This is a genomic window from Agromyces archimandritae (assembly GCF_018024495.1).
Taxonomy (GTDB): domain Bacteria; phylum Actinomycetota; class Actinomycetes; order Actinomycetales; family Microbacteriaceae; genus Agromyces; species Agromyces archimandritae.
In genome coordinates this window covers 1,136,904-1,149,675 of sequence record NZ_CP071696.1, presented here as the reverse complement: position 1 = coordinate 1,149,675, position 12,772 = coordinate 1,136,904, and the positions used below count along the sequence as shown (strand labels likewise).

General features: G+C 69.3%; 12 protein-coding genes. 5 read left to right on the top strand and 7 right to left on the bottom strand.

Annotated elements, in window-relative coordinates:
- Positions 1-47: 47 nt before the first annotated feature.
- The gene (locus G127AT_RS16285) at positions 48-368 is read right to left on the bottom strand and encodes a YbdD/YjiX family protein (RefSeq protein ID WP_342344060.1); all 321 of its coding nucleotides are present in this window, start codon (positions 366-368) and stop codon (positions 48-50) included.
- Positions 368-2,653, bottom strand: a complete 2,286-nt coding sequence (locus G127AT_RS05205) for a carbon starvation CstA family protein (protein WP_210900754.1) — start codon at positions 2,651-2,653, stop codon at positions 368-370. Before G127AT_RS05205 ends, G127AT_RS16285 begins: the two co-directional genes overlap by 1 nt.
- A gap of 269 nt (positions 2,654-2,922) precedes the next feature.
- Here G127AT_RS05205 and G127AT_RS05200 point away from each other — a divergent pair, with 269 nt between their 5' ends.
- Together G127AT_RS05200 and G127AT_RS05195 are read left to right on the top strand one after the other, a co-directional pair.
- Positions 2,923-3,333, top strand: coding sequence for an ArsR/SmtB family transcription factor (locus G127AT_RS05200; protein ID WP_210900752.1), 411 nt, complete (start codon positions 2,923-2,925; stop codon positions 3,331-3,333).
- The gene (locus G127AT_RS05195) at positions 3,330-3,800 is read left to right on the top strand and encodes an SRPBCC family protein (protein ID WP_210900750.1); all 471 of its coding nucleotides are present in this window, start codon (positions 3,330-3,332) and stop codon (positions 3,798-3,800) included. The genes G127AT_RS05200 and G127AT_RS05195 overlap by 4 nt, the downstream gene beginning before the upstream one ends.
- A gap of 64 nt (positions 3,801-3,864) precedes the next feature.
- Here G127AT_RS05195 and G127AT_RS05190 read toward each other — a convergent pair whose 3' ends face one another.
- Entirely contained in the window at positions 3,865-4,485 is a 621-nt protein-coding gene (locus G127AT_RS05190; RefSeq protein ID WP_210900747.1) for a GyrI-like domain-containing protein, read from the bottom strand.
- A gap of 112 nt (positions 4,486-4,597) precedes the next feature.
- On the opposite strand from G127AT_RS05190, the gene G127AT_RS05185 reads away from it, so the two are divergent.
- Positions 4,598-5,584: an aldo/keto reductase gene (locus G127AT_RS05185; RefSeq protein ID WP_210900745.1), complete on the top strand. Its 987-nt coding sequence runs from the start codon at positions 4,598-4,600 to the stop codon at positions 5,582-5,584.
- A gap of 131 nt (positions 5,585-5,715) precedes the next feature.
- The gene (locus tag G127AT_RS05180; protein ID WP_210900744.1) at positions 5,716-6,930 is read left to right on the top strand and encodes an ATP-binding protein; all 1,215 of its coding nucleotides are present in this window, start codon (positions 5,716-5,718) and stop codon (positions 6,928-6,930) included.
- 105 nt (positions 6,931-7,035) lie between these two features.
- Here G127AT_RS05180 and G127AT_RS05175 read toward each other — a convergent pair whose 3' ends face one another.
- The 4 genes from G127AT_RS05175 to G127AT_RS05160 form a co-directional block, all read right to left on the bottom strand.
- Positions 7,036-8,343, bottom strand: a complete 1,308-nt coding sequence (locus G127AT_RS05175; RefSeq protein ID WP_210900742.1) for a type II toxin-antitoxin system HipA family toxin — start codon at positions 8,341-8,343, stop codon at positions 7,036-7,038.
- A complete protein-coding gene (locus tag G127AT_RS05170; RefSeq protein ID WP_244857910.1) occupies positions 8,340-8,615 on the bottom strand; it encodes a helix-turn-helix transcriptional regulator in 276 nt (91 codons plus the stop codon). Before G127AT_RS05170 ends, G127AT_RS05175 begins: the two co-directional genes overlap by 4 nt.
- A 102-nt stretch (positions 8,616-8,717) precedes the next feature.
- Positions 8,718-9,116: an MFS transporter gene (locus tag G127AT_RS05165; protein ID WP_210900733.1), complete on the bottom strand. Its 399-nt coding sequence runs from the start codon at positions 9,114-9,116 to the stop codon at positions 8,718-8,720.
- Positions 9,117-9,307: 191 nt separating this feature from the next.
- Entirely contained in the window at positions 9,308-11,749 is a 2,442-nt protein-coding gene (locus G127AT_RS05160; protein ID WP_210900731.1) for a phosphoketolase family protein, read from the bottom strand.
- 13 nt (positions 11,750-11,762) lie between these two features.
- On the opposite strand from G127AT_RS05160, the gene G127AT_RS05155 reads away from it, so the two are divergent.
- A complete protein-coding gene (locus G127AT_RS05155) occupies positions 11,763-12,761 on the top strand; it encodes an AEC family transporter (protein WP_342344059.1) in 999 nt (332 codons plus the stop codon).
- Positions 12,762-12,772: the final 11 nt, after the last annotated feature.

Sequence of the window (12,772 nt, the reverse complement as noted above, 5' to 3'; positions counted from 1 at the left end):
CGGAAACGGCCGCCCGGGCATCCACCCGGGCGGCCGTTCTCAATCCCTCAGCAGCAGCGTGCGCCGGGGTTGCGGTCCTGTTCGTCCATCTTCTCGCGCCAGAACTCGCGCTCGGTGAGCGGGGGCTCACCGGGGTGGTGCCTGGTGTGGTGCTCGAGGTACGTGCGGTAGGCGGTGTCGCCCATGAGGTTCGTGACGTACCAGCGGATGCCGCTGCCGGCCCGGCGGAGCCGCTCGCCGAAGCGGGCGGTTCCGCCGAGGCCGGGGTCCGCCTCGCCCGCCGGGTGGGACGTTCCCGGCGTGTGCGGTGCGGCGGGCTCCGCCCCGATGGGGGACGGGGCGGAACCCGGCATGGAGGTGCGAGGCATCAGTGACGCACCGACTCCGGTCGCTCGTCGGCCGGGAGCTTCGCCCATTCGGCTTCGATGCGGCGTTCGGACTTCGTCGCGAACAGGCCGGCCGGGGCGAACCGGCGACTCGGCACGGCCGGGTCTTCGGTGTCGACGCCGCCGCCGTTGCGGAAGGCCTTGATCGTCACGAGCACCGAGACGGCGATCACGATGATCGCCAGCACCACGAAGATGATCGACAGGGTGCCCTGGATGAAGGTGTTGCGGACGACCGCCTCCATCGCCTCGACCGATCCGGCGGTGCCGAAGCTCGTCTCGCCGGCGGCGAGGGCGTCGCGGAACGCGGCGTGCTGCGCCCAGTAGCCGACGCCCGGAACCGTCGAGAAGATCTTCTGCATCGATGCCGTGATCGTGATGACCGCGGTGAACGCGAGCGGCAGCGCCACGATCCACAGCCACCCGAAGGTGCCGCGTTTGGCGACGATCGCCATGACGACGGCGAGCGCGATGGCCGCGAGCAGCTGGTTGGCGATGCCGAACAGCGGGAACAGGGTGTTGATGCCGCCGAGCGGGTCGGTGACGCCCATGATGAGGATCGCCCCCCATCCGGCGACCATGACGGCCGTGGATATCCACACCCCGGGCCGCCAGCTCACATCCTTGAACTTCGGGATGAAGTTGCCGATCGAGTCCTGCAGCATGAAGCGGGCCACGCGCGTGCCGGCATCCACCGCGGTGAGGATGAAGAGCGCCTCGAACATGATCGCGAAGTGGTACCAGAAGCCCATGAGCGCGGTGCCGCCGAAGCTCGACATGATCGACGCGATGCCGAAGGCGAGGGTCGGGGCGCCGCCCGTGCGGGAGATGATCGATTCTTCGCCGACGGATGCGGCCGCGCTCGAGAGCATGTCGGGGGTGAGGTTCACCCCGGTCAGCCCGAGCGAGTTCACGAACGCGACCGCGCCTTCGATGGTGCCGCCGGTGGCGGCGCCGGAGGAGTTCATGGCGAAGTAGATGCCGCGGTCGATCGAGATGGCCGCGACGAGGGCCATGATCGCGACGAACGACTCCATGATCATGCCGCCGTAGCCGATGAAGCGGGTCTGGCGTTCCTTCTCGATGAGCTTCGGCGTGGTGCCGGAGCTGATGAGCGCATGGAATCCGCTCAATGCGCCGCACGCGATCGTCACGAACAGGAAGGGGAATATCGCGCCGTTGAACACCGGCCCGAGCTCGCCGCCGGCGAACTCGCTGAACGCGGGCACCGTGATCTCGGGGCGCACGAGCACGATCGCGCCGGCGAGCATGACGATGACGCCGATCTTCATGAAGGTCGACAGGTAGTCGCGGGGGGCGAGCAGCAGCCAGACGGGCAGGATCGCGGCGATCATGCCGTAGACGATGATGCCCCAGGCGATGACCTCGCGCGGCAGGTGGAACATCGCGTAGCCCCAGTCGGTGCCGGCGACCCAGCCGCCGGCGATGATCGCGGCGATGAGCAGCACGAAGCCGATGATGGAGACCTCGGTGATGCGGCCCGGGCGGATGAAGCGCAGGTAGATGCCCATGAACAGGGCGATCGGGATCGTCATGGAGACGCTGAAGACGCCCCAGGGGCTCTCGCCGAGCGCGTTGACGACGACGAGGGCGAGGATCGCGACGATGATGATCATGATGAGCAGTGCGGCGACGATCGCGGCGGTGCCGCCGATCTTGCCGAGCTCGTCGCGGGCCATCTGGCCGATGGTGCGTCCGCCGCGGCGCATGGAGAAGAACAGGACGAGATAGTCCTGCACCGCGCCGGCGAGCACGACGCCGAGGATGATCCAGATCGTGCCGGGCAGGTAGCCCATCTGCGCGGCGAGCACGGGGCCGACGAGCGGGCCGGCGCCGGCGATGGCGGCGAAGTGGTGGCCGTAGAGCACGCGGCGGTCGGTCGGCATGAAGTCCTTGCCGTCCGCTTTGCGTTCGGCCGGCGTCGCCCGGCGGTCATCGGGCTTGGTGATGTAGCGCTCGATGACCTTCGAGTAGAAGCGGTAGCCGATGAGGTAGGTGCAGACGGCGGCGAAGACGAACCACATCGCGTTCACGGTCTCGCCGCGCACGATGGCGATCATCGTCCAGGCGACGGCGCCGAGGAGGGCGATGGCGACCCAGAGGGCGATCTTCGCCGGGGTCCACTTCGCGTCCTTCTTCTGCTCCTCTTCGGTGAGGGCGACGGGGGGAAGGTTGGGGTCTTGGACGAGCACATCCGAGCCGTCGGGCTCGGGTGTCGCGTCTGCGGGGGGTGGATTCGGGGTCATTCCATCTCCTTCGGGCGGCTGCATCTTTGCGAGGCCGATCATAGGGAAGGCAGGTCACGCACCGGTCACGCTCGCGACGAGCGGTAGGAAATCTGCGACGGGCGGTCGAACGGGGGTGTTCCTGCGCCGAACGGCGGACCATCGCGAGGGTTCGCGGGGGGTGTCGCGTGTGGATGCCGGTGCGCGGCCGATGAGGGGGTTGACGGCATCCGTTCGCAGGCGTAGCGTGTAATCAACACATAAGTTGATAAACGAATGAGTTGATTATTATGATCGTAGACCCGACGGAAGACGAGCGGCTCGACCGGGCGTTCCTCGCCCTCGCCGACCCCGTCCGCCGCCGGATCATCGCCCGCCTGAGCCGCGGGCCGGCCACGGTCAACGAACTCGCCGAACCGTTCGAGATCTCCAAGCAGGCGGTCTCCCGGCACATCCAGGTGCTCGAACACGCCGGGCTCGTCACGCGAAGCCGCGACGCCCAGCGACGCCCCGTGCACCTCGACCCGGCGAGGCTCGAATCGCTCACCGCATGGATCGACCGCCACCGGCTGATCCACGAGCAGCAGTACCGTTCGCTCGATGCGCTGCTCGCCACCGAAGGCACCGAAGGCACCGAAGGTGCCGCATCCACTCGCGACGACACGATCATCGTCGCCCGCACGGAAGACGCAGGATCATGAGCAATCCCGTCACCATCACCGCCCCCGAGGGGCTGCCCTTCATCGAGACCACCCGCGAGTTCGACGCCCCCGTCGAAGCGCTCTTCAGAGCCCATGAGGACCCGGAGCTCGTCACGCAGTGGCTCGGGCCGAACGGCTACGAGATGAAGGTCGAGCGCTGGGACTTCGTGCCCCAGGGCGGCTACCGCTACATCCACACCGACCCCGACGGCAACGACTGGGCCTTCAACGGCACCTTCCACTCGGTGCGGCCCGACTTCGCGGTGCAGACCTTCGAATTCGAGGGCTACCCCGACGTCGTCGCCATCGAGACGATGGCCTTCGAAGACCTCGGCGAGGGCCGCTCCAGGCTCGTCATCCACTCCACCTACCCGAGCGTCGAGGCACGCGACGGCATGGTGCAGTCGGGCATGGAGACCGGGCTGACCGAAGGCTACGCGCGGCTCGACGCGCTGCTGGCAGCCTGAGGCGGTTCGCGGGTGGATGCCGGAGCTCCCGGCATCCACCCGCTCCGCGTGCCCGGTGCGCGGCTCACGCCGTGCGCGCGACCGGCTGCCGGAGGATGGTCCGCATCCGCTCCGGCGCCTGCCGGCGGGGGTCGCCGAAGTAGATCTCGTGGTGCGGGCCGTTGAAGGCGAGGCCGTGCTCGGGCATGAACTCCTCGTGCAGCTCCGCGAGCACCGGCCCCTCCTCGTCGTACGGGCCGCGGTGCAGGGTCTGCACGCTGAGGCCCTCCGTCAGCGTCTCGAAACGGGCGGACGCCGCAGCCGGCGCCTTCTCGGCGGCGGCCGGACGCGCGGCATCCACGAGCTCGGCGGTGATCCACGGCGGCTGCAGGATCATCAGCGTCCAGTCCCACGCCGACGTGTCGCGGGCGGCGAACGCGCGCGGATCGGCGGCCGACCACAGCCCCTCGAGCGGGGCGACCTTCGCATCCCGACCGAGCTCGCGCTTCACCGTGAACTTCAGCCGGTACGAAAGCGCGTACAGGCCCTGCACGGCCGCCGCATACGCCGGCTCCGTGTTCGGGTCGCCGTGACCGTCGAGCATGAGGAACGGCAGCTCCGGCACCACGACCAGGTCGAACCGTCCGGCCCGGGCCGTGTAGAACTCCCGCAGATCCTTCGTCGCGTCGAACGCCGCCTCGCCCATGCGGCCATGCTGCCAGCGCGAGCGGATGCCCGGGCGCAGCCCCGCCGGGCCGGCCGCCCCGCGGCATCCACTCGCGACCCTGCGCCGCCGCCCGGCGACTACGCTCGGTGCCATGCAGCAGCGAACCCTCGGCCGCACCGGCCGCGACGTCTCCGTCATCGGCCTCGGCACCTGGCAGCTCGGCGCCGACTGGGGCGACGTCGACCCCGCCGACGCCCTCGCCGTGCTCGACGCCGCACGCGGGGCCGGCGTCACCTTCTTCGACACCGCCGACGTCTACGGCGACGGGCGCAGCGAAACGCTCATCGGGCAGTGGATGCGCGCCAACCCCGACTCGGGTGTGACCGTCGCCACGAAAATGGGCCGGCGGATGCCGCAACTGCACGCCAACTACACCCTCGAACACTTCCGCGCCTGGACGGATCGGTCGCGGAAGAACCTCGGTGTCGACACCCTCGACCTCGTGCAACTGCACTGCCCGCCGACGACCGTCTACGGCGACGACGCCGTCTACGACGCCCTCGACACCCTCGTCGACGAGGGGGCGATCGCCGCATACGGGGTCAGCGTCGAACGCGTCGAGGAGGCGCTGGCCGCCATCACCCGCCCGCACGTCGCGACCGTGCAGATCATCCTGAACGCGTTCCGGCTGCGGCCCCTCGAACTCGTCCTGCCGTCGGCGGCCGCCGCCGGCGTCGGCATCATCGCCCGCGTGCCCTTGGCAAGCGGGCTGCTGTCGGGCCGCTTCACCGCCGACACCGTCTTCGCCGCCGACGACCACCGCACCTTCAACCGGCACGGCGAAGCCTTCGACGTCGGCGAGACCTTCTCCGGCGTCGACTACGACACCGGCATCGCCGCCGCAGCCGAGTTCACCGGGCTCGCCGCCGCCGTGCCGGGCGCGAGCCCCGCCCAGGCCGCCCTCGCCTGGGTCGCCGCCCAGCGCGGCGTCTCGGCCGTCATCCCCGGCGCCCGCACCCCCGACCAGGCTCGCGCGAACGCCGCCGCCGGCTCCGTCGAGCTGCCGCCCGGCTTCGCCGACGCCGTCCGCGACCTCTACGACCGCCGCATCCGCGCCGACGTCCACGGGCGGTGGTAGGGGAAGCAATGCCGCAGGACCGCGGGCCGCTTTCGACCGGCGTCGTGCAGGCCCGCTCCGGTACTCGGTCGGCAAATGTAACGGAGTATCATCGCGTATAAGGATTTTTATACGACCTTAGAGAGTGTTATATGGCGCTTCCGACTCCCAACCCGTTCCGCCCGGGCGCCGGGCGAGTGCCGCCCGAACTCGCGGGCCGCGACGCCCTGGTCTCAGAGGTGCAGACTTCGCTCGACGAGGTCGTGCACGAAGGCGAAGGTGGCCGCCCGGTCATCATCTCCGGGCTTCGCGGCGTCGGAAAGACGGTGCTCCTCAACGAGTTCGTCCGCACGGCACAGGACTCGAAGCGCTGGATCGCGATCAAGCTCGAGGCCGTCGCCGGCAACAGCTTGCAGCTTCCTCTCGCGCGTGCCATCCACCAGGAACTCCGCAGCCTGATGACGACAGGCGAGGTCGCAAGAGAGAAACTCATGCGAGCGCTCGCCGCATTCAAGTCGTTCCAGGTGAAGGTCGACCCGTCTGGCACGTACGCCTTCGGGTTCGACGTCGAACCCGTACCGGGTATTGCCGATACCGGTGATTTCCAACAGGACGTCTTCGATCTGCTCGACCAGCTCGGTCGCACCGCTCGCGATCTCGGCATGGGGGTCCTGCTCGCCATCGATGAGTTGCAGAGCGCTCCGAAGTCAGATCTCAACGCCCTGAACGTGGCCCTGCACAATCTCGGGCAGGATCCTCGCCCGGTGCCGGTGAGCTTCATCGGGACGGGGCTGCCGTCACTGCCGTCCGTGCTCTCGGATGCGACGAGTTACGCCGAGCGGTTGTACGACTATCGCACGATCGGCTTGCTCGAGGATGCGGAGGCGCGGGATGCACTCGCGCATCCGGTCGAGCGTCGCGGAATCGTCTGGGAGCCGGCGGCGCTCGACGAAGCTCTGCAGAGCGTGGGCGGTTATCCGTACTTCACGCAGGCGTGCGGGAAGCATGTCTGGGACGTCAGCACCGGCACCACGATCACACGCCCCGACACCCTGATCGGGATCCAGAAGGCTCGTGACGAGGTCGATCGCGGTCTCTACATGTCGCGATGGGATCGAGCAACGCAGGCACAGCGGGCCATGATGAAGGCGATGGCCGAGGATGACGACCGGCCGTCTGCAATCCAAGATCTCGTCATCCGGCTCGGGAAGTCACGCACTAGCGATTTGTCGGTGTCGCGCAAGGAGCTGATCAAGTCCGGCCACATCTACGCGGTCGATCGCGGATTCGTGGCGTTCACCGTTCCTGGCATGGCCGATTTCATCCGGCGTCGGATAGGGGACTTGGAAAGTCGGATAGGGGACTAGGAAAACCGCCGCCGCGCGACACCCGCGACCGCGAGGCTCACGAGGGCGAAGGCGGCGACGACGAGCATCGCGGGCCGCGCGCCGGCGCGATGAGGGGTTCCTCGATCAGTCTGCTCGTGCGATCCCGCCCAATTGGCGGGCGAGCGTCTGCGCACGCTCCGCGGCGCGGTCGATGAGTGTTGCGGCGAAAGCGGCGTCGTCGCCGTGCAGCTGCGCTTCCTCGGCGGCTGCGCTGAATGCATCCGGGAGCCGACCGACGAGATGGCGTGCGCGGTCGATGACCCATTCCTCGGGGAGTGCGAGACCGGCGGCCTCCTGCACGATGTGCCGCGGTTCGATTTCGTACGCCCGGTAGTGCCCCGCGTATGACATCGCGAGTTTCGCCTTGCGGGTGTTGATCTCCGGATAGGCCAGTGCCGAGCCCAGATCGTAGAGCGGCGCGAGCATGGGCCGCCGCCTTCCTGAGACAGGATGCACCAGCGCGTAGTTCTTGGCATGTGCGTCGGTGCCGAGTGCCGCCCAGTTGAACATGGTCGCTTCGAAGAATCGTGCGACCTCTGCGTTGGCCGCCGAGCCGAGGTGCTCGTTCATCGCGGCTCCGATCGCGGCGATACCCGGCCCGCCCTCATTCTGGTATTTCGAAGCCGGATGCACTCCGGTGGCCTGGGCGAAGTCCTCCTGGTGGCGTCGCACGACCGAGTCGCCGGCAGGCGCGCGGTCACGATCGAAGCGGGTGACGACGATCGCAGTTTCCGTGCCGAACCGCATCACCCGGCTCTCGGCCACCCGCAGTCCGAGGACGTGTGCCGCGCGCATGGTCAGATGCTCGTTCAGGTCGCTCCGCGCGAGCCCGGTGATGCCGGGCTTGACGATGTGGGTCGACGCGGTGCGGCCCGTGGCGATGCCCCACCCCGTGTGCGTGCGCACGAGGGTGAACTTCGACTGAGCGCCGGCGAGGGAGAAGTATCCGGCGTCTTGGCCGGGTGCCACCCATGCCGTCGGGTCCCTCCGGAGTTCGCGCAGATGCACGCCGATCTGTTCGTCGCTGATCGGTTCGATGCCGCCGTCTTCGGTGAGTTCGGGCCGGTCGTATTCGTCGCTGTCGAGCAGCTGGACCGCACCGGCGGCATCCAAGCCGACGTTCGCCAGGAGGCCCATCGGCTGGCGGGACGAGACACCGAATCGGCGAGACCAACGTTCGAGGACGTCGCTGTTGTCGGGAAGGAGATTCCACAGATAGTTGCCCGGAGCGCCGCCGCCGTGGCGTCGGCGGCTCTTCGGCATCGACCACGACAATTCCAGGCGCCCGGCGCCGGCCTGCCACGCCCGATCGTATTCGAGCGTGATCTCGCCGCCGTTCGGCAGCTCGAACCAACCGGCACGGTGCCCGTTCAGATATGCGGTGAGTCTCATCGTTCGACCCCGCCCGCTGAGGGTGCGTCCGTGAAGAGGGGATCGGGGTCGGCGGAATCGTCGGCGACAGCGAGGTCCACTTCGAGCTCGAGGACGTCGAGCAGCTTGACGAGACTGTCGAGGTTCGAGCTGCCGGCGTGCCCGGATTCGAAGCGCACCACCCACTGGCGTGCCTTGCCGATGCGTTCGGCGAGGTCGCTCTGGGTCATTCCGAGATCGATGCGCCGGTCGCGCACGATATTGCCCCAGTCGCGTGGCGTGTTGACGAACATCTTCACCCCCGATGCGAGTGTACGACGACTCGTACACATCCGATCATGTACGAATACTCTGACATCGGGTGCGGTGTACGTCAAGTCGTACACGCATCCGCGTCACCCCTGAGCCCCGGTCAGCGAGGGCGCGAACACGAAGAGCGCGACGCCGGCGAGCACCGCGATGCCCGAGGCGCGGAGCACGCTCACCCGGCCGAAGCGATCCACGAGCCGGGTTCCGAAGAAGCGGATCACGGTCATCGCCGCGACGAACGACCCGAAAGCGAGCGCGCCGGTGGCCTCTTCGGCGGCGAAGCCGTCGACGACGGCGAGCGAGAGCCAGGTGTTCGCGGTGCCCTCCGAGAGGGATGCGGCCACGAGCACGAGGCCGAGCAGCAGGGTGCGGGGTTCGATCCACGCCGAGAACGCCGTGCGCAGCGCGGTGCGGCCGCTGACCCGGCCGCCGTGCTCGCCGGCGGTCGGTTCGGTCGCCGGCACGAGCAGCACGAGCCGCAGCACGCCGTCACATCCAGATCGGCGCGGATCGAGGGCATCCGGCTCGTCCACGAAGCGACGACCAGGCCGAACATCGTGAACTGGGTCACCAGGGCCCAGCGGGCGCGGGCGGCCTGGCGGGCCTCGGGGTTCTCGGGCATCGATCCCGAGCGTAGTGGCTGCCGAGACCCCCACCCGGCCGAATACCGCCACCGCTACGCGCGCGGGAACGCGGTGATCCACTCCGGGTCTTCGCCGTGCTCGATGGCGTACGCCCGCGCGTCCTCGCGGGCCTGCTGCCACTCGGCGGCCAGGGCCCCGCCGTCCTCGTCGCTCAGGCCCGTGCGTTCGAGGGCGTCGAGGGCGAGCCGGTACCGGTCGAGGCCGTTCATGAGGAGCATGTCGAACGGGGTCGTCGTCGTGCCGCGTTCGGCGTAGCCGTGCACGTGCAGCTCGTCGTGCCCGTGCCGCCGATAGGTCAACTGGTGGATGAGCGACGGGTACCCGTGGAAGGCGAAGACCACCGGCCGGTCGGCGGTGAAGATGCGGTCGTACGCCTCGTCCGACAGGCCGTGCGGGTGGTGGCGCGGATCCTGCAGCCGCATGAGGTCGACGACGTTCACGACGCGCACGCGGAGCCCCGGCACGCGGTCGGCGAGCAGCCGGGCGGCCGCGATCGTCTCGATCGTGGGCACGTCGCCGGCGCAGGCGAGCACGACGTCGGGGGAGCGGCCCGGGTCGGGGGGCGCCGCGGCATCCACCGGGTGGATGCTCGGGGCGCCCGAAGCGGCCCGGCCCTCCGTCCCGGCCCACTCCCACACCCCGACGCCGGCCGCGCAGTGCTCGCGCGCCTCGTCGAGGCTCAGCCACTGCGGCTGGGGCTGCTTGCCGGCGACGACGACGTTCACGCGGTTGCGGGTGCCGAAGACGTGCCGCATCGTGACGAGCAGCGTATTCGCGTCCGGCGGCAGATACACCCGCACGACCTCGGCGCTCTTGTTCACGACGACGTTCAGGAACCCCGGGTCCTGGTGGGTGAAGCCGTTGTGGTCCTGCCGCCACACATGCGACGACAGCAGGTAGTTCAGCGAGGCGATGTCGCCGCGCCAGTCGACGCCGGCGGCCTGCTCGATCCACTTCGCATGCTGGTTGAACATCGAGTCGACGATGTGGATGAAGGCCTCGTAGCTCGTCAGCAGCCCGTGCCGGCCGCTCAGCAGGTACCCCTCGAGCAGCCCCTGCATGAGGTGCTCGCTGAGGGCCTCGATGACGCGGCCCTCGCGGGCGAGGTGCTCGTCGAGGGGCACGAGCTCCTCGCGCCACACGCGTTCGGTGACGGCGAAGACGCCGCCGAGCCGGTTCGAGAGCACCTCGTCGGGGCCGAAGAGGCGGAACGTGTCGGGGTTGCCGCGGATGACCCGGGACAGCCAGTCGCCGAACACACGGGTGGCTTCGCCGCGGCCGCCGCGGTCATCGCGGTCGACCGCGACGGCGTCGTCGTCGACCGGCGGAAGCGCGAGGGGTTCGCCGAGGCCCGCGTTGGCGTGCGGGCTCGCGCTCATCCGCAAACCTCCGTGGGGGCGGATGCCGCCGAGCGAGGCGACCGGCCGCCCGTCCGAGCCGAACAGTTCCTCGGGGCGGTACGAACGCATCCACGCGTCGAGCATCCGCAGATGCTCCGGGTTCTCGCGCACGCCCGCGAGCGGCACCTGATGGGAATGGAAGGTGCCCTCGACCTGCACGCCGTCGACGATCCGCGGCCCCGTCCACCCCTTCGGCGTGCGCAGCACGATCATCGGCCGGCGCGGCGGCCGGTCGCCCTCAGTGCCGGCGGATGCACCGGATGCACCGCCCCGGGCATCCGCCCACGCCTCCTGGATGCGGTCGTACGCGGCATCCACCGCGGCCGCCATGCGCTCGTGCACCCGCGCCGGCTCCTCGCCGTCGAACCCGCCCGTGACGAGGATCGGCTCGTACCCCGAACCGCGGATGAACTGCACGAGCTCGTCCTCGGGGATGCGCGCGAGGATCGTCGGGTTGGCGATCTTGAAACCGTTCAGGTGCAGGATCGGCAGCACCGCGCCGTCGCGTTCCGGGCTGAGGAACGCGTTGGCCCGCCAGCTGGCCGCCAGCGGGCCCGTCTCGGCCTCGCCGTCGCCGATGACGCAGGCGACGACGAGCCCCGGGTTGTCGAGCGCCGCACCGTAGGCGTGCATGAGCGAGTAGCCGAGTTCGCCGCCCTCGTTGATCGACCCGGGCGTCTCGGGGGCCGCATGGGAGGGGATGCCGCCGGGCGTCGAGAACTGCCGGAACAGGCGGTGGATGCCGCTCGCATCCTGCGACACCTCGGGGTACAGCTCCGAGTACGTGCCGTCGAGCCAGGCGTTCGCGACCACCGCGGGGCCGCCGTGGCCCGGCCCGCACACGAACAGCGTCGGCGTGCCGCGCTCGGCGATGACCCGGTTCAGATGCGCCCACACCAGGTTCAGGCCGGGGCTCGTGCCCCAGTGGCCGAGCAGGCGCGGTTTGATGTCGCCGGGCTCGAGCGGATGCCCGAGCAGCGCATTGCCGCGCAGGTAGATCTGCCCGACGCTCAGATAGTTCGCCGCACGCCACCAGGCGTCGACCGTCGCGAGTGCTTCCCCCGTCGTCCCCACGTTCCGAGCCTACGTGCGCATCGGGTCGGTCGCACCCGCCGAAACGGTTACGCTCGAAGGCGATGTCAGCCCCCACCCCCTCCGCCGCATGATCGGCATCCTCACGGGCTTCGCCGTCATCGGCCTCTCCGTCGTCGTCGGCTACATCACCGGTCGCAGCGGCATCCTCGGCCCGCACGCGAAACCCGTGCTCGCCAAGCTCACCTTCAACGTCCTCGCACCGTTCCTCTTGTTCTCGGTGCTGGCGACGGCCGACGTCGGCGCGCTGTTCTCGAACCTGCTGCCGGTCTCGGCGATCACCGCGATCGTCATCATGCTGATCTCGGGGCTCGTCTCGCTCGCGATCTGGCGCCGCGGGCTGCCGAAGGCGCTCATCTCCGCGCTCTCGGCCGGCTACGTCAACGGCAACAACTTCGGCATCCCCATCGCCGTGTACATGCTGGGCGACGCCGCCTATTCGGCGCCGATCGTGCTGCTGCAGCTGCTCCTGTTCGCCCCCGTCACCCTCGCCGTGCTCGACGCGACCGTTCGCGGCCGCACCTCGGTGCGCGCGATCGTCGTCGGAACGATCACGAACCCCATCATCGTCGGCTCCCTCGCCGGCCTCATCGTCGCCCTCTCGGGCCTCGAACTGCCGGCGATCGTCCTCGACCCCATCGAACTGATCGGGCATGCGGCGGTGCCGGTCATCCTCATCTCCTTCGGCATGTCCCTCACCGGGCAGCGGCTGCTGGAGCCCGGGACCGGGCGCCGCGACGTGCTCTTCGCGAGCGCCCTGAAGCTCTTCGCGATGCCCGTCGTCGCCTACCTCGTCGGCCGCTTCGTGTTCGGCCTCGACCACCATGCGCTGTACGCGGTGACGGTGCTGGCCGCCCTGCCGACGGCGCAGAACGTCTTCAACTTCGCCCAGCGTTACGAGACGAACGAGGTCGTCGCCCGCGATACCGTCTTCATCACCACGATCGGCTCGCTGCCCGTGCTGTTCGTGATCGGCCTGCTCTTCGCCGCCTGAGGCGGCATCCA

Excerpts from the sequence above, each read along its gene's own strand:
- G127AT_RS16285 (WP_342344060.1), bottom strand. The coding sequence starts at position 368 with ATGCCTCGCACCTCCATGCCGGGTTCCGCCCCGTCCCCCATCGGGGCG.
- G127AT_RS05205 (WP_210900754.1), bottom strand. The coding sequence starts at position 2,653 with ATGACCCCGAATCCACCCCCCGCAGACGCGACACCCGAGCCCGACGGC.
- G127AT_RS05200 (WP_210900752.1), top strand. The coding sequence starts at position 2,923 with ATGATCGTAGACCCGACGGAAGACGAGCGGCTCGACCGGGCGTTCCTC.
- G127AT_RS05195 (WP_210900750.1), top strand. The coding sequence starts at position 3,330 with ATGAGCAATCCCGTCACCATCACCGCCCCCGAGGGGCTGCCCTTCATC.
- G127AT_RS05190 (WP_210900747.1), bottom strand. The coding sequence starts at position 4,485 with ATGGGCGAGGCGGCGTTCGACGCGACGAAGGATCTGCGGGAGTTCTAC.
- G127AT_RS05185 (WP_210900745.1), top strand. The coding sequence starts at position 4,598 with ATGCAGCAGCGAACCCTCGGCCGCACCGGCCGCGACGTCTCCGTCATC.
- G127AT_RS05180 (WP_210900744.1), top strand. The coding sequence starts at position 5,716 with ATGGCGCTTCCGACTCCCAACCCGTTCCGCCCGGGCGCCGGGCGAGTG.
- G127AT_RS05175 (WP_210900742.1), bottom strand. The coding sequence starts at position 8,343 with ATGAGACTCACCGCATATCTGAACGGGCACCGTGCCGGTTGGTTCGAG.
- G127AT_RS05170 (WP_244857910.1), bottom strand. The coding sequence starts at position 8,615 with ATGTTCGTCAACACGCCACGCGACTGGGGCAATATCGTGCGCGACCGG.